At 64.5% G+C, this 20,577-nt stretch carries 20 protein-coding genes and 1 pseudogene; 10 read left to right on the top strand and 11 right to left on the bottom strand.

Annotated elements, in window-relative coordinates:
* Positions 1-52: 52 nt before the first annotated feature.
* From Q8T13_07225 to Q8T13_07215, 3 genes are read right to left on the bottom strand one after another with little or no spacing between them, the layout of a single operon-like run.
* Positions 53-2,914 carry a PAS domain S-box protein gene (locus Q8T13_07225; GenBank protein MDP3717537.1) on the bottom strand — a complete coding sequence of 954 codons (2,862 nt, stop codon included), beginning with the start codon at positions 2,912-2,914 and terminating at the stop codon, positions 53-55.
* Positions 2,915-2,917: 3 nt separating this feature from the next.
* The gene (locus tag Q8T13_07220) at positions 2,918-3,046 is read right to left on the bottom strand and encodes a hypothetical protein (GenBank protein MDP3717536.1); all 129 of its coding nucleotides are present in this window, start codon (positions 3,044-3,046) and stop codon (positions 2,918-2,920) included.
* 33 nt (positions 3,047-3,079) lie between these two features.
* Positions 3,080-3,556, bottom strand: coding sequence for an MEDS domain-containing protein (locus Q8T13_07215; GenBank protein MDP3717535.1), 477 nt, complete (start codon positions 3,554-3,556; stop codon positions 3,080-3,082).
* Between the two features lie 410 nt (positions 3,557-3,966).
* On the opposite strand from Q8T13_07215, the pseudogene Q8T13_07210 reads away from it, so the two are divergent.
* A pseudogene (locus Q8T13_07210) lies at positions 3,967-5,340 on the top strand (PAS domain-containing protein).
* Positions 5,341-5,405: 65 nt separating this feature from the next.
* Entirely contained in the window at positions 5,406-5,582 is a 177-nt protein-coding gene (locus Q8T13_07205; GenBank protein MDP3717534.1) for an ATP-binding protein, read from the top strand.
* On the opposite strand, the gene Q8T13_07200 is transcribed toward Q8T13_07205, so the two are convergent.
* A complete protein-coding gene (locus Q8T13_07200; GenBank protein ID MDP3717533.1) occupies positions 5,579-6,520 on the bottom strand; it encodes a response regulator in 942 nt (313 codons plus the stop codon). The two genes, Q8T13_07205 and Q8T13_07200, sit on opposite strands and share 4 nt — an antisense overlap.
* 115 nt (positions 6,521-6,635) lie before the next feature.
* Positions 6,636-7,217 carry an outer membrane beta-barrel protein gene (locus tag Q8T13_07195; protein MDP3717532.1) on the bottom strand — a complete coding sequence of 194 codons (582 nt, stop codon included), beginning with the start codon at positions 7,215-7,217 and terminating at the stop codon, positions 6,636-6,638.
* Positions 7,218-7,396: 179 nt separating this feature from the next.
* On the opposite strand from Q8T13_07195, the gene Q8T13_07190 reads away from it, so the two are divergent.
* The 3 genes from Q8T13_07190 to Q8T13_07180 all read left to right on the top strand — a co-directional run bounded on the left by Q8T13_07190 (position 7,397) and on the right by Q8T13_07180 (position 8,562).
* The gene (locus Q8T13_07190) at positions 7,397-7,693 is read left to right on the top strand and encodes a hypothetical protein (GenBank protein MDP3717531.1); all 297 of its coding nucleotides are present in this window, start codon (positions 7,397-7,399) and stop codon (positions 7,691-7,693) included.
* A gap of 282 nt (positions 7,694-7,975) precedes the next feature.
* On the top strand, positions 7,976-8,260 hold the full coding sequence (locus Q8T13_07185; GenBank protein MDP3717530.1) for a hypothetical protein: 285 nt from the start codon (positions 7,976-7,978) through the stop codon (positions 8,258-8,260).
* A complete protein-coding gene (locus tag Q8T13_07180; protein MDP3717529.1) occupies positions 8,260-8,562 on the top strand; it encodes a type II toxin-antitoxin system RelE/ParE family toxin in 303 nt (100 codons plus the stop codon). The genes Q8T13_07185 and Q8T13_07180 overlap by 1 nt, the downstream gene beginning before the upstream one ends.
* 16 nt (positions 8,563-8,578) lie before the next feature.
* Here the strand turns inward: Q8T13_07180 and Q8T13_07175 are convergent, their stop codons facing one another.
* Positions 8,579-10,486 carry a DUF2207 domain-containing protein gene (locus Q8T13_07175; protein ID MDP3717528.1) on the bottom strand — a complete coding sequence of 636 codons (1,908 nt, stop codon included), beginning with the start codon at positions 10,484-10,486 and terminating at the stop codon, positions 8,579-8,581.
* Between the two features lie 128 nt (positions 10,487-10,614).
* Between Q8T13_07175 and Q8T13_07170 the strand changes: the two genes are divergently transcribed.
* Positions 10,615-11,868 (top strand): carboxypeptidase-like regulatory domain-containing protein, encoded by a 1,254-nt coding sequence (locus Q8T13_07170; GenBank protein ID MDP3717527.1) that lies wholly within the window; start codon positions 10,615-10,617, stop codon positions 11,866-11,868.
* 38 nt (positions 11,869-11,906) lie between these two features.
* Here the strand turns inward: Q8T13_07170 and Q8T13_07165 are convergent, their stop codons facing one another.
* The 4 genes from Q8T13_07165 to Q8T13_07150 are packed head-to-tail and all read right to left on the bottom strand — an operon-like array spanning position 11,907 to position 15,745.
* Positions 11,907-12,644 carry a DUF1801 domain-containing protein gene (locus Q8T13_07165; GenBank protein ID MDP3717526.1) on the bottom strand — a complete coding sequence of 246 codons (738 nt, stop codon included), beginning with the start codon at positions 12,642-12,644 and terminating at the stop codon, positions 11,907-11,909.
* A 39-nt stretch (positions 12,645-12,683) separates the two neighbouring features.
* The gene (locus Q8T13_07160; protein ID MDP3717525.1) at positions 12,684-15,017 is read right to left on the bottom strand and encodes a molybdopterin-dependent oxidoreductase; all 2,334 of its coding nucleotides are present in this window, start codon (positions 15,015-15,017) and stop codon (positions 12,684-12,686) included.
* Positions 15,014-15,490, bottom strand: coding sequence for a (2Fe-2S)-binding protein (locus tag Q8T13_07155; protein MDP3717524.1), 477 nt, complete (start codon positions 15,488-15,490; stop codon positions 15,014-15,016). Before Q8T13_07155 ends, Q8T13_07160 begins: the two co-directional genes overlap by 4 nt.
* A 21-nt stretch (positions 15,491-15,511) precedes the next feature.
* Positions 15,512-15,745, bottom strand: a complete 234-nt coding sequence (locus tag Q8T13_07150; GenBank protein MDP3717523.1) for a hypothetical protein — start codon at positions 15,743-15,745, stop codon at positions 15,512-15,514.
* Positions 15,746-15,875: 130 nt separating this feature from the next.
* Here Q8T13_07150 and Q8T13_07145 point away from each other — a divergent pair, with 130 nt between their 5' ends.
* The gene (locus tag Q8T13_07145; GenBank protein MDP3717522.1) at positions 15,876-16,394 is read left to right on the top strand and encodes a heme-binding protein; all 519 of its coding nucleotides are present in this window, start codon (positions 15,876-15,878) and stop codon (positions 16,392-16,394) included.
* Positions 16,395-16,529: 135 nt separating this feature from the next.
* Here Q8T13_07145 and Q8T13_07140 read toward each other — a convergent pair whose 3' ends face one another.
* A complete protein-coding gene (locus Q8T13_07140) occupies positions 16,530-17,219 on the bottom strand; it encodes a DUF3891 family protein (protein ID MDP3717521.1) in 690 nt (229 codons plus the stop codon).
* 24 nt (positions 17,220-17,243) lie between these two features.
* On the opposite strand from Q8T13_07140, the gene Q8T13_07135 reads away from it, so the two are divergent.
* The 3 genes from Q8T13_07135 to Q8T13_07125 all read left to right on the top strand — a co-directional run bounded on the left by Q8T13_07135 (position 17,244) and on the right by Q8T13_07125 (position 20,523).
* Positions 17,244-17,759, top strand: coding sequence for a DUF5655 domain-containing protein (locus Q8T13_07135; protein ID MDP3717520.1), 516 nt, complete (start codon positions 17,244-17,246; stop codon positions 17,757-17,759).
* 71 nt (positions 17,760-17,830) lie between these two features.
* Positions 17,831-19,894: a PAS domain S-box protein gene (locus Q8T13_07130; GenBank protein ID MDP3717519.1), complete on the top strand. Its 2,064-nt coding sequence runs from the start codon at positions 17,831-17,833 to the stop codon at positions 19,892-19,894.
* Positions 19,891-20,523, top strand: coding sequence for a response regulator transcription factor (locus Q8T13_07125; GenBank protein MDP3717518.1), 633 nt, complete (start codon positions 19,891-19,893; stop codon positions 20,521-20,523). Before Q8T13_07130 ends, Q8T13_07125 begins: the two co-directional genes overlap by 4 nt.
* The last annotated feature ends 54 nt before the right edge of the window (positions 20,524-20,577 follow it).

The following is a 20,577-nucleotide window of genomic DNA, read 5'->3' as shown; positions in this document are numbered from 1 at the left end:
ACCCAAATCACCAATTCACAAGATCTCGAGACCACAAGATTGTGAGCGCCGTCTACCGCCGCCGCCGGGACTCGATCAGTGTCAGCAGGTCAACGGGATCAACCGGCTTGGTGAAGTGGGCGTCGAATCCCGCATCCAACGTTCGGCGGCGATCTTCTTCCTGGCCCCATCCCGTGAGCGCGATTAGCGTCATGCCGACACCCCACGGCTGTGAGCGGATGCGCCGGCACGCATCTTCGCCGTTCAAGCGGGGCATGCCAATGTCGAGCAGCACGACCTCCGGCCGGTGACGCTCCGCGGCGTCGACCGCGTCGATCCCATCATAGGCGTTGAACACCTCATTGCCCTTCAACCGCAAGAACGCGGACAGGCTGTCCGCTGAGTCACGGTTGTCGTCAACGACGAGGATTGTCGCGGTTTGAGCTGCCGATCGTGCCGCGGGTTGACTGGGCGCTGACGGCGGCTCTGTTTCGTCGCTCAGCACCGGCAGCCGGACGATGAATTCACTGCCCGTGCCGATGCCGTCACTGCGTGCCTCGACACAGCCGCCGTGGGCCTCCGCGAGTTGCCGCGCCAGCGCAAGACCAATACCGAGCCCGCCTTTGGCTCGCTCGCGCGATCGATCGGCCTGGAAAAACATTTCGAACACGAGCGGCAGCTTGTCGGCGGGGATGCCCACGCCGGTGTCCTTCACGCGGATCGTGGCGGTGCTCCCGTTCTGTTCCGCGGTCAGATCGATGCGGCCAGATGGCTCGGTGTACTTCGCGGCGTTGTTGAGCAGATTCAGAATGACCTGAGAAAGCCTGACCACGTCACCGTCGAGATAAACCGGCTCGGACGGGAGCGATACGGTGAGTGTGTGGCCGGACGATTCGATCAGGGGCCGGCTCGCCTCGATCGCGCCCGCGACCACGTCGGCCAGGGCCACGCGCTGCTTGCGCAGTTCGAACTGGTTGCGCGTGATCCGGCTGACCTCCAGCAGGTCGTCGATCAACCGCGTCAGGTGGTCGACCTGCCGCTCGATTACGGCGCGGCTCCAACGGGCCTCGGGCGCTTGCGACCCCTGCAGGTGAAGAACCTGGACGGAATTGCGAATGGGCGCCAGGGGGTTGCGCAGTTCGTGCGCCAGCGTCGCCAGGAACTCGTCTTTGCGCCGGTCGCTCTCCTGCAACGCGTGCAGAAGTCGCAAGCGCTCCAACGCCACCGCGACGTAGTGACAAATCGTCTCGATACAGGCCACTTCGTCGGCATCGAATCGATCCTTGGTCCGGCTGGCGAACGACAATGCGCCGAGCAGCCGATCGCCCGCGAGCAGCGGGTTACATGCGTAAGATCGGATGCCCAGCGGTCTGAGCGCCCGCGTCACCGGTTCACTTGACTGCTGAATGGCGCTGATCACCAGCGGCGTGCGCTGCACCGCGACGGTGTCGCAGAGGGCGTCTTCAAACTTCACGCACTCGAGCTCCCGTGCGGCATCCGCGCTAATGCCCTGATACGACGACAGGCTCAGCCGATCACCGCTATCGGCGGCCAGGTAATGGAAATACGCGTCGATGCCGAGGTGGGCGCCAAATTTGTCCAGCAGTCCGCGCAGCATCGCGTCGGGGTCGCTGGCCACGAGCAATACCGACGCGGCCTCCCACAGCAGTGCCAGCCGTTCGCTCTGACGCCTCAGAGCGCCCTCGGCGCGCTTGCGCGGCGTGATATCCCTGGCGATTTTGGAAATGCCCTGGATGCGCCCCGAATCGTCGAGAATCGGTGAGACCATCAACGACACGTCGATTCGGCGTCCGTCCTTCGCGACGCGGACGCTCTCGTAGTGCGCGATCGACGTGCCCCGCGACAGCCGACCCAGGATCGTCGGCAACTCATCAATCCGCTCCGGCGGAACGAGCGTGGCGAACGGGCGGCCGACAATCTCGCTGGCGGTATACCCGTAGATCGCCTCGGCGCCGTGATTCCAGCTCGTGACGATGCCGTTGAGATCCTCGCTGATGATGGCGTCTCCCGACGACTCGACAATCGCCGCCAACCGCCGCCGAATCTCCTCGACCCGTTTCTGCTCGGTGACGTCGCGCGTGAAGCAACGGGTGTGAATGAAACGGCCATCCTCCCACAGCACGCTGGAATCGATCGTCACGTGTCTGAACGAGCCATCCTTGCAACGCATGCGCGCTTCGCGATCGCGCACGCGCTCGCCCGCCCGCAAGCGACGCAGGATGTCGTCACTCACCTCGCGGTCGACGTGAAACTCGGCGATGTGATGTCCGACGTACTCATCGACGGCATATCCGAGCAGATCCAGTTCGGCGCGGTTGGCGCGCAGTATCGTGCCGTCGGCTGCGACCCAATGCAGGCCGATCGTCGCATTCTCGAAAAAGTCCGCCAGCTCCTGCTCGCTGCGCCGCAGCTGCTGTTGCGAGCGTCGTTGCTGCAGCACGATGGCGGCCTGGTTACACGCCACACCAAGCATCAGTCGATCCGTTTGCGTCGGGAAATCCGCTTGCTCCGCGCCGGCGACGAGCGTGCCACAATCGCTTCCGTAACCGAGCGGCACGGTGACCACTCGCAGCAAGCCACCACCGAGTGGATTGTTGATCGTCGTGGCGCCGCCGGCGAGGTCACCGCAGTCATCAAACCCGCGGCTGAATGCCCCCAGGTGGTCGTCCGAAATCGGGCCCCGCGGAGTGCGTGCCGTCTCGACCGCGATGTTACCGTCGGCCCCTCGCAATCGAACGCCGACGATATCGATGGGCAGCGCGCGGAGCAGAACGCCGGCCAGGCCGTCGGCAATTTGCGGAAGATCGTTCTTGCTCCAGACCGCCGACAGCGTCGACAGCGCGGCAAGCTCGCGTACGCAGCGACGCAACGAGACCGCGTCGTCGGAACTGCCGTTGGTCGCAGCCGGCGCCATCGCTTAACGGGCGCTTTGCCGAGCGCGCTGCTGGATTTCGCGCAGCATCTCATCGGGCGGCACGAAATACGGATTTTCCTGGAGGATGCCGCCGATGATGACCGCCGGGTGCGTCCGCATGATGTCCATCACGACTTCAGCACCAAACTGGTGCAGATCGTACGTTCAACACACGGCATCGTCATACTGAGGCAGCACGTAGTTCAGGCGTGTCTCGTATTCGAGGATGTCGCCGACGCCGGGTCGATCCTCGAGCGCCCATTCCATGTTCGCGACCAATCGAGTCAAGGGATAGCCACGGGTCTTCCCATCGCGCAACACGTCCTCGATTAACGCCAGCATTCGGAACTGATCGAAATGTCCGTCGATCAGATAGGCATCTTCCCAGCGACGAATTTCCAATTGCCCGGTGCGTTCGGTATCCGCGACGGCGATGCCGGCGGCTTCCAGCTGCCGGCGGTGTTCAGGACGGTGGTCGTCTTTGACGATGTGGAAGGCCCGGTCGCCCTGGTCGAAGCCCTCAGTGATGAAAGGGAGCAGCACCCGGTACTCGTCGGCCTTGGAGTGGAAGAAGGCGCAGACGTGGCGCGTAGCGCCGAGCGTCGTTCCCGCTAATCGCACCTGCCGAGCGGACGTCGTCATCAATGTTCACCTTGGCCCGTAAACCCCAATGCCTTCGTCGCGACGCGCAGCAAATTCCGCATGGTCGAGGCAAGAGTGGTCAACCAACGGGCTATTCCGAAATGATGATACGCGTGTTGGATGACAACCCCATACAAATTGAGCACGCAACCCGGACGCGATCACGGTCGTGCGTCGACAGCTCATCACTACCAGAGACCCCGGCATGCCGAAGCCATGCCTTTACGTGCGAGTTCGCGCGTATCCGCGCAAGGCGCCCGCCAAGCTCGGCAGTTCCGGAGAGCTTTGTTTCACGTTACGGGCCCCAATGCCTTTACGATGACGGCGTGGATCTGGGCGATCCCTTAGCTCGGCAGTGTTCTCTTCTGTAGATCAGTATCAGAAGCGCGACTCGGGAGCGGTGCTGCCTCATGCAGACTTTGTTTGATACCCCGCTGACGGCCTGTTTGCATCTGACGCAGGCGCTCAGTTCGACGCGGACCGTCGCGCAGGTCTATGAGGCCGCTCTTGAGGCTCTCGCTCGAGGCCTCGGAGTCGAGCGCGCGTCGATTCTGCTGTTCGACGCCGATGGCGTGATGCGTTTCAAGGCCTACCGCGGGCTGTCTGGCGCATATCGCGGCGCGGTGGAGGGACACACGCCGTGGTCACCCGAGTCTGTCGATCCCCAATCTATCGTCGTCGCTGATGTGAGCACCGAACCCTCTCTGAGCGCGTACTTGCCGACGATTCGTGCGGAAGGCATCGCGGCGATGGCGTTCGTCCCGCTGGTGAGCCAGAACCGCGTGATTGGCAAGTTCATGTTGTACTCAGAGGTACGCCGTGAGCTCACCCCCGAGGAATTGCAACTGGCTGGCATTATCGCCGCGCAGGTGGCGTTTGCCGTCGAGCGCACCCGCACCGAGGAGTCTGCGCGCCGCAGCGAGGAGCGGCTTCGTTTTGCGTTAGACGCGGCGTCGATGGGGACGTGGGACTGGGACCTGGCGCTGAATACGGTCAAGTGGTCAGACAATCTTGCCCGCATGCACGGCCTGCCGGAGGGCACCTTCGACGGAACTTTCGCAAGTTACGAGCGCGAGATTCACCCGGACGACCGAGAACGGGTCTTGGCGTCGGTACAGCGGGCGATTGCCGAAGGCATGCCGCACGACGTCGAGTATCGCATCGTGGCACCCGATGGCACCGTACGGTGGGTCGACGGACAAGGCCTCGTCGAATACGACGACGGGCGGCCGGTGCGCATGACCGGGGTGTGCATGATGGTCACCCGCCGAAAAGAGGCGGAGCTTGCCCGACTGGCCGCGGCGGAAGAGGCGAGCCGGCTGAAAGACGAGTTCCTTGCGACGCTGTCGCATGAGCTGCGGACCCCGCTGAACGCAATCCTGGGCTGGGTGCGGATGCTCGAGATGGGCGGGTTATCGCCCGACCGTACCCAGCACGCGATCGACGTGATCGCGCGAAACGCGAAATTGCAGGGGCAGTTGATCGAGGACATCCTCGATGTGTCCCGGATCATCACCGGCAAACTTGAGATCGAACGCAAGCCGGTATCGTTGCAACAGGTTCTTGACACTCTGGTGAACAGCGTGGCACCGGCGGCCGCGGCCAAGCAGATTGAAATCGTGTCGGCGATACCCTCCGATCTGCCGGAGATCGTCGGCGACCCGCGGCGCTTGCATCAGTTGTTTGGCAACGTGCTGTCTAATGCGCTGAAGTTTACGTCCGAGGGTGGCAAGGTCGAGATCGCCGCCGACGTCCACGCTGGCGTGGTCAGCATCCGCGTCAGAGATACCGGGTCGGAATCGACGCGGAATTCCTACCGCACATCTTCGACCGGTTTCGGCAGGCCGACATCACCGCGACGCAACGCCACGGCGGTCTTGGATTGGGAATGGCCATCACCCGACATCTCGTCGAACAGCACGGCGGAACCATTCACGCGGTCAGCGCTGGCGTCGGATCGGGGACGACGATCGTCACGACGCTTCCGGTGAGTGGACAGACGGCGCTCTCGCGCTTCAACGGCTAAACGTTCTGGGCCGGTGCCGGCGCGTCGACGTCAGGTATCCATGAGGAAAACTGGCGGATCAGTTCGAGCAGCTCATCAGGCAGGCAGGGCTTCACAATCACTGCAGTGAAGCCCGCTGCGAGGCACTCGACCCGCGTATTCTCACTCGCATGGGCTGTAAACGCGATGATCGGAACGTTCCTGAAACGTGGCTCCTGCCTTAGCTCGAGCATGGCATCGACTCCACTCAGGTCGGGCATGCGAATGTCCATCAAGACCAGGTCCGGCGTCCACATCGTCGCCGCGCGAATCGCATCACGCCCGCTCTCGGCGGTAATGACACGGTAGCCACTGGCGATTAAGTACTCCCGGTAAAGGTCGCGGGTATCTTCATAATCATCGGCGAGCAAAATTGTCTTTGCACCGAGCTGGCCTCTCGGCACGTCGGGAACGGCACGGTGGTGAGCGCCGGCGACCCGCTGCACGTCATCTCCAGCCGTATTGAGATGGCAAAGGTCATACGCGCACAGGATGTCGCAGCCCGTCGAAGCCGTCAGCTGGTGGCCAACCAGCTCGAGCTCAAGGGCAGCATCGAGTAAGCCGCGTTCTGCCAATAGCGTCACCAGCTCAGCGAAAATCCGCACGCGTTGTGGGTGCGCGCCGGCGATGAATTGCTGGACGGCTTCGGCAAACCGCCGGGTATTGGGTACGCCGTCAACGACGATGTCGCGAAGCATGGCGTCGGCATCGACAAACGTCACCTCGCGCGTCGCAGGCTCATGGCCTGACTGTTTCAGTGACTCACAGATCGCGCGCCAGTGCGTTTCAGTGGCCAGGACGATCGATCGTTCCCCCCGGTCCACCCCCTGAAGGATGAAGCGAGTGACAGCCGCGCACAAATCAAGGTCGTCGCGATAGAAGTGCACGACGTGTTCGCCGGCGTGATGATGTGTAGACATCGGCTGGTATGTTAACGATCGAGAGTCGCCGAGGCAATTCGACAGCCGAGCTGGTGGCTCCAATAGACCAATTCCCGAGCTCGCCCAATCCCAACAGACCCCGAGGCGGAGCTCGTCAGAACTGGAAGACGACGCCGGCCCCAGCGCGGGAGAAGTTGAGCTTGTCGCTGCGCAGTGTGATCCCCAGGATCGTGACGGCCGGAAACGAATGGTAGTAGCGCACGTCGCCTCGCACGCCGAAGTGGTCGCCGAGCAACGCGAACACGCCGCCACCCACGACATATCCAAACGAGGTGTCGTTCGTCGAGAGCAGGTCCGTCGTCCTCAATTCGAACCGCGTCTTCATGATGCCCGTGCCGGCCAAAAGGTAGGGGCGGACGGGTCCGACCTTGGGTGCCAGCATGACGTTCCCCATCATCGTCAGGACGTTTGACGACAGTCCCGGGGCCTCGCCGAAGAACTTGGGCGAGTAGGCCACCTCGGTTTCGGCGCCGAAGAACGAGCCAAACTTTCCCAGGCTGAGGCTGAGGTTGCGCTGCTGGTTCTCGCAGTCACTCAACTGGGGACATCCCGACACGCCGCCGAAGTTAACGCCGAGAAACGGGCTGATGAAGCCCTGGGTCCGCGCCGGCGCCGCAGTGCCGATGATGATGAGGACGGCGAAGATGCTAAGCCGCAGTGCGCGTTGGATAACCATGCTGCGGCACAATTATAGAGCCATGGTCCCGAGGTCAGCGTCCACGACCTTATGGGGGAGGACCGCCTGAGCGCGCCGCCATGGTACGCCGGCCTGTTGGGATCCCAGACCGTTGACATTCTTTGGACGACGATGGCATCGTCGTCGTCGACGCTACTGGGCGTCGGACTGAAGGCGGTATGGCAGAGATCACCATCAACGAAGGCTTGGCCTGGCTCAAGACGCTCAAGAAGCGCCACGAGGAGCTGGTGGCGCTGCGCAATGACAACGCGCACCGGGAACGGCGCTTCTACGGCGCGTCCGCCGACAAGGAGATTATCAAGGAGCCGATCTACGACGTGAGAATCCTCGACCGTATGGTCACGCGAGTCGCGCGGGAGATTCGGCTGCTCGAGCAGGCTCTCAAGACCACGAACGCCAAGACGCCAATCGAGGCGTATCAGCAGGACGATGCGGTGTTGGGAGAGTTGTCGTAGCGAGCTTGTGGGGAAGGCAGGATGGGCGCGCGGTCTAGTGGGTCTGTCAGCCCACGAAAAGCCCAAGAGACGATTGGTCCCTGCAAAGGATCCGTGGTTGATGGTCAGTCGTCGCTGGTAGGTGGTGCGGTGGTGCGCAAGTGCCGCTGCAGTGTCGTCGCTGCGTTACTGGTTTCACCTGATCGTGGACTTCCTGTCCTTCCCCTCCCTACGCCTCTGTCCGTGCGACGTGCCCACAGTTCCAGCCTTGACAGGGTCAGTGGCACACCTTACCTTGACTCTATGAGAGTCGATCTGACGCCGGACCAGCGGGCGTTTGCTCAGCGGGCCATCGACAGTGGCCGCTTCGCGCGCGAAGAAGACGCGGTCGAGGAGGCGCTCGCTCTGTGGGAAGAGCGTGAGCGGCGGCGGCACGAGATCCTGTCCGCTCTGGATGAGGCCGAGGCCTCTCTGGCGCGCGGGGAAGGACTTCCCGTGACCGAGGCCTCCATGAAGGCTCTTGCCGAAGACGCGAAGCTCCGCCTTCGCCGCCGCATTGCTGCCGAAGGTTCCCCCACGGCGAGCTGATGGCCCATCGGCTGTCGCCGCAAGCCCAGGCCGACGTCGATAACCTCGCGTACTACCTGTTTGTCGAGAGCGGTAGCATTGCGACTGCAGACCGCATGATCGAGTCACTTACCACAAGATTCAGCCTGCTTGGGTCGCATCCACGGGCCGGCCGTCGGCGTGATGATCTCCGACCCGGCCTGCGCGGATTCCCCGTCGGTGAGTACGTCATCTTGTACCGCGTCGAGGGGGACGACGCGGTGATTCTGCGGGTCATTGGCGGTCGGATGGATATCGAGTCAATCCTGCGAAGCGATCCCTGAACCCACCGCACTGCGGCTACCACCCGCCCCCACCGCCGCCCCCTGAAGATCCGCCGCCGCTGCTACTGCTCGAGCTGCTCGATCCTCCCGAACTGCTCGAACTCTCTGCGCTGATCGGTGCGGCCAGGCCGGCCGCCATCGTGCTCCACGACGCGCCGCCACCGCCGCCACCGGAGCGGCCGCCGGCAAAACCGGTCCACGTGCCCGATCCGGAGCCCTCGCCGGAGCCGAACGAGCCTGACGATGTGCCGCCGCCAGAACGCTTCGTAGATCCGCTGTCGCGCTGTGCCGACCATTCGTCCATGTGCTTGCCGAGCCCGAACGCCAGGATCCACGGGAACCACTCGTCGCGCAGTGCCGGGCGGTCCTTCGCGAGTTCAGCGATGAAGAACTCGCGGCCCGAGGCCAGCGTCTTTCGGAAGGCCAGCGCGGCGCGATGCTGCGTGGACTTGAGCGCGCCCACTCCTGCAAACAGAACTGACAACGCGAGCAGCACGACCCCAACGACCAGGCTGTCAGTGGCCGGCTCAACGCCGCTGTCGGCCCATCGCCACAGATAGAGCGCCGCTGCACCCACGCCCAGGGCCACTGGGATCAGGCTCGCGAACGCCTTGTTCGGACCCCACTGGATGTTGGCGCGAAAGCGCAGTCCCTGCGCCCGTGCGACGAGGACCAAGGTCAGCGCGCCGAAGGTCAACAGGGCCGCCACGGTGGTGCTGATGTAGTCGTTCATCCATTCAAGACCGACCAGGACCGCTCCGGCGCCATACAGGACGGTTGCGACCATCGGCACGCGCCACGGCGTCCGGCCGGCCGGCAGTATCGCCGCGGCGCGCTCCTCGAGGCCGGGGCGAATCAGGTCCACCGGGTCAAAGCCGGTCTTCTTGTAGTGACGCTGGACCAGTGCCGTGGAGGTGTCGGTGCGTTTCTGGAAGAACAAGCCGTCCACGAGCGCCCGCTCGTAGCCGTCGAGCGTGTCGCGGTCGACCGCCAGGTGCAGCGTCATCGACTTCTTCTTGGCGCCGCTTGTGAGCTTGCCCTCCGCGACCAGCCGCGCAATCAACGCCACCACCTCCGCGCCCTCGACCTTGGTATCCCACGCCGCCGCCACCACTTCAGCCGGGTGCTTCACGATGTGCTCGCGGATCCACGCCTCGTCTACCTGCGCATGGAGCGGCGCGAACCGTCCGTACCAGCGCTCGCGGGCGAAGACCCAGCCGACCACGACGATCGGAATGAGTAGCAGCGACCACAGGGCGCGGACAATCCCGAGTGGCAGGTCCGTGGCGAGTGCCACGGGCACGCCGGCGCCGGTGTAGCGGAGCGGAATCGTCACCACCAGCCCACGGCCCGGCGGCACCTGCTCGGCGGTGTAGCGGCTCTGCACCTCGGCTTGCGGCTGCCACGCGGAATCAAACGTCAGCGCCACGCTCGCGCGGGTGATCACCCCCTGGCGATCCGGAAACAGAAAGTCGTGATCGAGTGTGTAGTCGTCGCCATTCTTAAGGACGATATTCGATAGCTGATAGCGAAGGACGTAGGTCCTGCTGGCACTCTCAAACGGCGCATCGTCCGGCAGCCGGCTGCGCCAGCGGAGGGTCGTGTCATCGGTGAACGCGTAGTCGTCCACATCATCCAGGCTGCTGTCGCGCACCATCGGGATCGAGCGGTCGCCGTCGGCCCGCTCGAGGCTCACCAGCCGCAACTGCTGGCGCGGGCGAATGTTGAAGCGCCGTTCGCCGCCGTTCCAGTCGCCGTAGAACACCATGGTCTGGGTTTCGGTGACGTTCAGCCGGCCCTCGGCGTCGAGGTGGGCGGCAACCTCGACGAGGTCCCAGTGCAGCGCGCGCTGCGCCAGCGCGCCGGCAGGCAGGGCAAGAACGCAGAGTGCAACCGCGCACGCGGTGACGAGTCGAGGGGTCATCGGCACTAGCCTACCCCTTCGCCGCTGTCGTCCGGGTCATGTCGGCACCTCTCGCGAGTTGCACACCCGATTCTTCGACTCGGTTCTCCGACCCTGGTAAGTCATATCATTGAGGCAGGTCGCATCCGATGATTGGCGTCATCGTCTCCATCGCGCAGCTGCTTTGTTCCGGGGCGCAATCCTCGTATTTGGGGTGCGATACGTTGCCCCTGCGGGAGGGTACAGCGGGGATCCATGGCGGCGTCCTCGACGCGCTGTCGGCGAATCCCATTGCCGATCTCGAAGTCCTTCTCTTCGAAGTCGACGCGGGAGGCGTTCGCGGTCCGGGACCGCGTCCGCGAAGTGCTGTCACACGCACCGACGCTGCCGGAAGATTCTCAGTCAGCCAGATCGGCGCGGGCTCATATCGAGTACGGGTGACCGGCAAGACCCACCAGCCGATTTGCTTCGGTGGCTCCCGTGAGGAGCCTGAACGATGTGAGGGAATCCCCGTTGACGATAATCAAATCTGTGACGTGGTCATCTTCGCTCGTCCCGCCGCGATCATCAGGGGCCGCATCATCGGTCACGACGGTCGCCCAATGCCCGATGCCTCTGTGAGCACCATGTGTCTGGGTCCGGAGCAATGTCTGGAACACACGAAGTCGGATGCCGACGGTCGATTCGAAATAGGGGGGATTCCACCAGGCGAGGTCGCCCTGTCAGCAGACTTCCCCGCCGGTACCGGTGGTGCCGAGCGTGCTTACTACCCGGGCGTTTGGGAGATCGACGAGACACAGCCAATTGCCGTAATCGCCGGGCAACCGGTCAATATCGACTTCCGGCTACCAAGAGCCGTGATGGGATCGATTAGCGCTCGGGTCGTTGGGCCGGAAGGGTATCGCCTCGATCGATTTGAATTGTCGCAGTCAGACCAGTCGATGCAAGCGCTGGATGGCCCGGTCGTGAGAGTCGACAACCTTCGAGAAGGGCGGTATCTCCTCCACGCGCTCGGCAGCGCTGACGGCAAGCAATACGCGGGATTCAAGCAGGTCGACGTCTCTGAGGGCCCTGTCGAGGTATTCATCCAGCTCGAAGCGGCTGGCCTGATCAATGGACGCATCATTGCGGAGGAGGTTGGCGTTCCGCTGTTGGATGGTAGCGGCATCTCGGCGTGGTGGTTGCTCGATGACGATGTGGTCGGCGCAGTCCGTGTCGACGTTTCCGCCGACGGCTCTTTTTACTTTGGCAATATCTTCGGGGAGCGCATATTCAAAGTCGGTTTGGCCAAAGGGTGGCGCGTCGTCAGCATCCGTGCGGATGGAAAGGACGTTACTGATGACGTGTTGCACGTCGCACCGGGATCGCGCACCCAGTTAACGATTACCGTCGGTCGTCAATAGAAGAGGACGCGACGTGGGCAGGTTGGGCTGAGGCGGACCTACATGCCGCCGCGCCGTTTGCGCGCGGGCTTCCGCTTGGACGTGATGATCCGCCGAGCCTCGCGCAGGTGGCTCTCGAGCGCGTCATCCGCGATCTGATCGAGCAGGATGCCCACCCACCCCGCGGTGCCGACGTACGGCGGGTTGAAATAGACGCCGGGCGATTCTTCGATCATCAGCGACGCCAGGCCGTCGGCCACCGGCACCCACACCGCCAGCCGGCCATCGTCCCGGTGGTGTTCGGCAAACATCGCGAAGCAGTCCTTGCCCTGCTCGACGAAGAAGCAGGGCGTGCCGTGCGACATCTTCTCGAACGCGCTGGGAAGCGTGGCGCAGAGGCGGCGGATCCGATCGACCTGTCCTTCCCGTCCGCCTTTGCGCCGGCCCGTGCCCCCGTCGCGCGTGGTGACTTGCCGGGCTCGGAACTTCGCGATTCGCTCGATCAGGCGGACCGGCACGGGCTCAGACAACGGGAACTTGAGCGTCCCCTTGCTGCTGCGTTCGTATGGCGCCAGGTCTTTGCCGAACGCCTCGACCATCGCATCGCTCGCGGGATAGAGCGAGTAGTGCGACTGCCACCCGGCGAAATACAGCACGCCGACGCCGTTCAGCGTATAGGCCGGCATTTGATAGGCCAGCCCTTCTTCCGCATTCGGAAGCCCCTTGAGAATCGCCCGGCGCACCGCTTCCAGGCTGGCTCGAGATTCTTTCGGCTTCGACGCGATGTAATCCCGCACCGATGCGAGGCGCCTTCCCGGCCGTTTTGCCGGCATGAATTAGGCCAGGCTCGATGCGCGGGTCGCGAATGGTGCCCGCCGCATCCTGACACCCGTCGCATCAAACACCGCATTCGCCACTGCCGCCAGCATCGGCTTCACCACCGTCTCGCCCGCGCCGTAATGCTGCAGGTCGGGGCGATTCGGGTTTGGGTCGCCGTTCACGATCACCACGTCAATCCGCTCCGGCGTGTCCTCGTGGCGCAGCGTTGGGCTGGTGTTCCAGTCCACGCTGGTCACCTTCTCGACGTCGAACGTCACCTCTTCATGCAGCGCGCGGCTCAGGCCGTAGAGGGTGCCGGCTTCGAGCACGCGAATCAGGCCCTCGGGGTTGATCACCAGGCCGCAGTCGTGGGCCACGACGATGCGCTTGGCCCAGATGCGGCCGGTCTTCTTGTTGACCTCCACCTCGCAGATGGTGGCGACGACGGTTTGGCTGCGGTAGGCGTAGGCGATGCCGCGGCCGGTGAGGATGTCAGCCGGGGCTGAAGCCCCGGCTCTCCGAACGACTGGTGATGGCCTGGTATCCCAGCCGAACTTTTCGGCGGCGGCTTTGATACACGCGATGGAGCGGGCGCGCTTGAAGCCGCTGTCGTCCTGCGTGCTGGCCTGCAGCATCCGCAGACGGAACTCCACGGGATCGGCCTTTGCCTTCGCGGCGAGCTCGTCGATGAACGACTCCAGCGCGAACTGGACTTGGGGGCCGTCGGGGTCGCGCAGGTTGCCCAGGCGAAGCGGCGTCTCGAACGGCTGGGGCAACGGCACCACGCGCGTGGTGTTCTTGCGGTTGGGGATGACGTACATGTCCGACGGCAGCGACGCGCGGCCCGGAGAGGGCGGCGACTTGCGTGTGCCCATCAGCTGCGAGATGAGCACCGTTTCGTGCTCGTTGTAGCCGACGTGATTGTGGTCCGCCGCGCACGCGTCGTAATGCAGCGCCACGACGTTACCGGCCGCGTCGAGGCCGCCGCGCATCTTGAAGGAATACGCCGGACCCTTGGTGTCCCACGCCGTCTCTTCCTGCCGGCTCCACTGCACCCTCACCGGCCGCCCAATCTCGTTCGCAATATACGCCGCCTCAAACCCCGCATCGTCCGCCGCGGTGCGGCCGTAGCCCTGCGGGCCCTCCATCCAGATCACCCGCACGCGGTCGCGCGGCATCTTCAGGAACTGCGCCACGCCGTTCCTCATGCCATACGACTTCATGTCGTTGGTGTAGATGGTCATCTGCCCGTTCGACGGATCCGCCATGGCATGCGCGGGACCAATCGAAGTGTGACCCTGGAATGGCACGTCGTAGTCGGCCTCGACGATGGTGGCGGCGCCGGCGAGGGCAGTGTCGACGTTGCCGATCTCAGTGGGCTTGCCGGTGGATGACGGCGTGGCCGCTCGCATGTACTCGAACAGCTTGTCGGAGGTGGGGAAGGGCGCGGTCGCCGGCTTCTTCCACTCCACCTTCAACTGCCGCGCCGCGCGAATGGCGTTCTCCTCCCGCTCGCACACCACCGCGACGTAGTTGCCCTTGCTCACCACCTTGACGAAGCCGGGAATACCCTTCACGGACGATTCGTCGATGCTGACGAGCGTCGCGCCCACGAACGGCGGCCGCACGTTGCGCGCGTGCACCATGCCCGGCGCCTTCATGTCCACCGCCCACTTGAGCGAGCCGTCTACTTTCGGCGGCACGTCGTAGCGCGGATGCGACTTGCCGACGTTCTTCATCTCCTGCACCGGCTTCAACTTCGCAATGCCGGTGGTGGTGTCGGTGTTCTTGCCGGTCAGCGTGACGTTGAACCGCTTGCCGCCCACCAGGTCGCCATAGGTGAGGGAGCCAACACCAGTGGTGTTGTCCTCTGTCACCGAGATCACGCCGTCGGTGACGCCCAGTCGCGAGACCGGCACGCCAAGCTGCTTCGATGCCATCTCCAGCAACACGCGCCGCGCTTCGGCTGCGACGCGGCGCATGGGATAGCCGTCGGTCTGCAGCGCATCGGATCCACCCGAGCCACCCTGGTCGACAGTGTTGTGCGTGCTGCCCATCACGCAACTGGTGTTCTCGTATGCGATGTCGAGCTCGTCGGCCATGATCTGCCGGAACGCCGTGCCGGTGCCCTGGCCCAGGTCGGTCTTGCCGACGAAGAAGGTGGCCGTGTTGTCGGCGCGGATGACGATCCACGAGTCGAGTTGCAGGAAGTCGGGGTCGGGGTACGGGCCGGCCGCTTGTCCAGGCAACCCCAAGAAGGGGTTGCCTCCACCGAAAAGCACTTCTCCTGAGGCGGCAATTCCGACGACGAGCATGCCGGTGTTCTTGATGAAGTCGCGGCGGGAGTTCACAGCGCCCCCTTCGACATGTTCGTCGCCGCCAGCTTGATGGCCTTGTTGATCCGGTAATACGTCATGCAGCGGCAGAGGGTGGCGTTCATGCCCTCGCGGATCTGCGCGTCGGTGGGGTTTGGCGTCTTGTCGAGCAGCGCCTTGGCGGTGAGGATTTGCCCGTTCTGGCAGAACCCGCACTGCGGCACCTGCTCGTCAATCCACGCCTGTTGCAGCGGATGGAGCTTGCCGTCCTGCGCCAGGCCCTCGAGGGTCGTGATCTCCTGGCCCGCCACCTGCGACACCGGGCGGATGCAACTGCGCACCGCCTCGCCCTTGATCAGAACGGTGCACGCGCCGCACTGGCCGAGGCCGCAGCCGAACTTGGGGCCCGACAGGTCGAGGTCGTTTCTGAGGACATACAGCAGAGGAGTGGAAGGCTCGACGTCAACCGTGTGCGCCTTGCCGTTCACCTGCAGGGTGATGTTCGCCATGCGGGGAGTGTGGCCCGGACGTCAACAGGAGATCAAGAGATCATGAGCCAGGAGATTCCAACCGCCCGAGCACGCCGTGCACATCGTCCAGGCTGCCGACCAGGCTCGGGCCGAGATCGAAGCAGGCTTGTCGATCACGGACAAGCCGGCGCGGAGGGCGTCGTTCACGATGGTCTTGAACGGAAGGCGCGACTTCTGGACCGCCTGCTCGAGCCGCGCGGCCACGTCCTTGTCCAAGGTCAGTGTGGTCCTCATATTGTCGGTCCTCGCCATGGCGGCTCGATATTAGCCTGAGGACCGAGAAATTGGCTGGCCCAGCCGTAGCCGGCCGAAACTGCGGCATACTTTCACCCTAGACTTGTTCACATTTTTTCGAGGAGCTTCAATGACCCGCGCGACCTCCGTACGACTGATGCCTGCCCTGCTGCTGATGGGCGTGATTGGCTTTACCGCGTCCCCCCAGGCCCAGGCCCCGGCGGCCCCTGCCGCGGCGACGCAGAAGCCGGCCCCGCCCGCACCGCAGGCGCTGACCTATGAAATGGCCGTGCAGGTGATCGATGCCGCCGAAGCCGAAGCCCGCAAGAACAACTGGAACGTGACCATTGTCGTCACCGACGCCGTGGGCACCCCGGTGGTGCTGCGCCGGATCACCGGCGCCAGCGCGCGCTCGTACGACATCGCCATGCGCAAGGCCGCCACGGTGGTGGCCGCGAAGATGACCACGGCGGAGTACGGCGCGAAGATGAAGGAGAAGGCCGTCACCGAAGTGCCCAATGGCATCACCTTCGCCGGCGGCGTGCCGATCATGCGCGGTGAGGAGTTCCTCGGTGCAGTGGGCACGAGCGGCGTGACCGCCGCGCAGGACGAGATCATCTCGAAGGCCGGCGCCGGCGTCATCAAATAAGAAACAGGAGATCAGGAGGTCAGGAGACTCTACTTGCTCCTGATCTCTTGATCTCCTGTAAAGACCGCCTCGGCGAGATGGAGCTGTATCACCATCGCAATACGGGGCATACGCCTCAATAGGCCGCAAGCCACATCAGGCTGCTTCACCCTGAAGAAGCGCCGTCACCGATCGCCCCAACTCCTCACGCAGTTCCGCGTCGCTCTCGAACGGCGGGCGCACCGCCCTGGCCCGCACCTCGAAGGTGACCGGCGCGCCGCCAAAGATGCCTGGCGTCACGACGACTCGGGGGCCGACTAACTGCACGGTCCAGTCACGGAAGGGCTGGGCCGACACGCCGCCGGTGCAAAACGCGAGCGAGATCAGATCGCCGAGCCGCAGGAACGCGTAGTCGGCCTCGAGTTGTTCGGGCGATCCGCCGCTCTCGCGCAGCAACGCGGCCCGGGACTTCTCGAGGCCGGCAAAGAACCCGGCCCATGCCGCATCGCTGCGGAAGCGGTCATAGGCAAACAGGGCGTGACTGGCGACGAGCGCCGCCGCCCAAGGGTCGTCGGCCAGCCCCGCGACGGCCCGCGGCCAGACGCCCTGGCGCACGCTGACTGGCGCGTGGATGAAATCCACGACGTCGCCGGTCCGCATGTCGACCGTCGGCTCCTCGTCCAGCTCGCGCCACCCATCGTCATGGTCCCCAATGGCGCGCAGGATCGCGTTGCGCCGCGGGTTCTCCACGAGCGACACGCAGTGCTCCATGATGCGGCGCGCGAGTTGAGCGTGGTCCGGCTGGGTGATCAACACGCAGCCGGCCTCAGCGGGCCTGACAATCATGATCGATTCGAGATAGGGCGCAAGATGCCTGAATCTTACAACGCCAAGTCGTACAATCCCTTGATGACCGGCCGGGAGTGCTATCACTGCAAGGAGTGGGTCGACGCGGGCGTGGTCCACGACTGCTGGACGACGACCGAGGCGGCGCTGACGGCCGACTTGTCCGAGGACCTGCGCGAGGCGTGGGAGCGGCTGCGCGAGACCCTGGCCGAGCTGGGCGACCAGCGCATTTATGCCTCGGGCACCTGCATCATGTTCGCGCGCGAGACGGTCTACTGCTTCGTGCGCCCAAGGCGCAGCTTCCTCGAAGTGTCGGTGTTTCTCGAACGTGCGCTGAAGTCGCCCCATGTGAAGCGGGTCGAGGCGCGCTCGAAGACCAAGTTCGCCAACATCCTGAAGATCGCGCACCGCGACGCCGTGGAACCACCCTTGACCGACTGGTTGCGCGAAGCCTACGACTTCGAGGGCGCAACGGCCGTGAAGAAGAAGAAAGCCACGAAGGCGAAGCGCCCCAAGGTGTCGCCGAAGTTCCTGAGCTAACCGCGCCCCATCCCTGTGATTCGAAATACCTCATCAGTAAGGGTCCGCGGACGGTGTAGGATGCCCGGACAGTGGAGCCCTCGGACCTCGCGGCACACCGGCCGGCGACGACTGGGGACTCGTCCGATGACGCGATCGTTGGCCAGGACCTCGACAGCTGGATCACGTCGTGGGACAAGAACGCCGAGCGGCTGTTCGGATACTCATCAGCCGAGGTTCTCGGCCGCTCCATCTCTGTTCTCATCCCTTCAGAACGGTGGCCCGAAGAGGGCATCCTGGTGTCGCGGATCAAGCGCGGTGAGCGAGTCGAACCGTTCGAGACGGTCCGGAGGGCCCGAAGCGGTCAACTGCTGGACGTGATCATTTCCGCTTCGCCTGTCCGCGACGACGCGGGCGCGATCGTCGGCGTGTCGAAGCGGTTTCGCGACATCACCGGGAACACCGCTGCGCTCGCGATGGCCGAACGCCAGCGGCAACAGCTGACCGCGCAGCTGGAAGACGAGCGCGCCCGGCTGGTGGAAGCGCAGTCGGTCGCCAAGGTGGGCAGCTGGCACACCGACCTGTCCACCATGGTCGTGACCTGGTCGGCCGAGACGTATCGCATGTTCGAGACGAGCCCCGCCGAATTCGACAATAGCCACCAGGCGTTTCTCAGCTACGTCCATCCCGACGATCGCATCAGCGTCGATACGGCGCTGACCCAATCCATGGCACGGACAGAGCCTACCGCCGTCCAACATCGCATCCTGTTGCCCGATGGCCGCATCAAGTTCGTCGAGGAACGATGGGTGGTGTCGCATGACAACGACGCGCGCCCGGTTCGAGCCCTGGGCACCTGCCGGGACATCACCGAGCAGAAGCACTTCGAATCCCGCATCCAGCATCTGAACCGGGTCTACGCCGTCCTCAGCGCGATCAATCACACCATCGCCCGCGAGCGAGACGTGAGCGCGATGCTGGCGGAGGCCTGCCGGATCATCGTCGAGACGGGCGAGTTCAAAATGGCCTGGGTGGCCTTGCCTGGCGCCAATGGCCAGCTTGGCATTGCCGCGCACGCCGGCGCGGCGCCCGATACGCTCGACCTGCTGGCCCGATGTCTTCACGAGGCTGCCACCGACGGCCATCCGTTCCGGCCACATGACGCCTATGTCACGGGCCTTCGGCTGGTCCTCGATGACCTCATCAGCGCACCGCCGCCGCCGACTGCGTGGGCGGCCGAACTTCGCCGCGCGTCGATGGCTCGCGGCTACCGGGCCATGGCGGCCCTGCCGTTGGTGACCGAGGGCGAAGTTCTCGGCTCGCTGAACATCCACGCCGGCGAGCGCTATGCGTTTGACGACGAGGAGCTGGGGTTGCTGGAGAATCTGGCCGGCGACATCGCTTTCGCGCTGACCGCCTATCGACGCCAGGCCGAGCAGCAGCTGACCGATGCCGCCCTGCGAACGAGCGAAGCGCGCCTGCGCGAGTCGCTCAGCGAGCTCCACGACGTATCAACCCGTCTCAATGATGCGCGCGAACAGGAACACGCGCGCATGGCCCGCGACATCCACGATCACCTTGGCCAGGCGCTGACAGCCCTCAAGCTGGATGTCGCCGAGGTGAAGCGCCGCCTCAAGGCCGGCGATCAGAAGGCGGTCGGCGATCGGCTGGACGAGATGGCGGGCCTGATCGATGGCGCCGTCAACGACGTCCGCCGGGTGGCTGCTGAACTGCGGCCGGTCGTGCTCGACGACCTGGGCTTCGTGATGGCGATCAAGGCCTATTTGCTCGACGTGGAGCGGCGCAGTGGCCTGCAGTGCGTCTTGACCACTGAGCTGGTCGATCTGCCGATTGCCACCGATCGAGCCACGGCGCTGTTCCGCATCCTGCAGGAGGCGCTGACCAACGTCATTCGCCACGCCGGGGCCCGGCGCGTGCACGTCGCCCTCAGTGCTAATGACGACAGCGCGCGCCTGGTCATTCACGATGACGGGTGCGGCATTCCCGCCGCGGAACGCCGCAACCCGCGGGCTATAGGCCTGGTCGGCATGCGCGATCGTGCGCGGTTGTTCGGAGGCAGCGTCACGGTGGCCGGCGGTCCCGGCGAGGGCACGACCGTGGTCGCCGCCCTGCCGCTCGTGGAGTACCCCGCGTGATCCGGGTCATCCTCGTTGACGACCACCCGATCGTCCGCCGCGGATTGAAAGAGACGCTGGCGGCCGAGGCGGACCTGGCCGTGGTGGCCGAAGCAGAGCGGTCGGAGGAGGTGCTCGCCGCGCTACAGCAGCACCCCTGCGACGTCGTTCTTCTCGACCTGTCGCTCCCTGGTCGCGGCGGCCTGGACGTGCTCAAGGATGTTCGGCGCGATTTTCCCGGTGTTCGCGTCCTCGTGGTGAGCACCCACGACGAGTCCCAGTACGCCGTGCGTGCCATGCGCGCGGGTGCGGCCGGCTACCTGACCAAGAACAGCGCGCCCGAGGAACTGGTCCGGGCCGTACGCTCGGTGGTCAGCACCGGCCGCCACATCACCGACGACGTGGCGTCGGCGCTGGCGGAGTACGCGCTGGACGATCGGTCCGGATTCCTGCATGAACGCCTGTCCGACCGCGAGCACGAAGTGCTGAGGCGGTTGACCGCCGGGCGAACGGTGTCCGAGATTGCCGGCGAGTTGTCTTTGAGTGTCAAGACCGTCAGCACCTACCGCAGCCGCATGGTCCAGAAGCTTGGCGCCAAGTCCACAGCGGACCTGGTCCGCTATGCCATTGAGCACCAGCTGTTCAGCTAGACCTCCAGCCATGTGGCGTCCGGCTTTAGCCGGACCGTGCCAGTAGGACTCGTC

This window comes from Acidobacteriota bacterium, assembly GCA_030697165.1.
Classification (GTDB): Bacteria; Acidobacteriota; Vicinamibacteria; order Vicinamibacterales; family UBA2999; genus 12-FULL-67-14b.
This window is presented reverse-complemented; position numbering and strand designations above follow the sequence as displayed.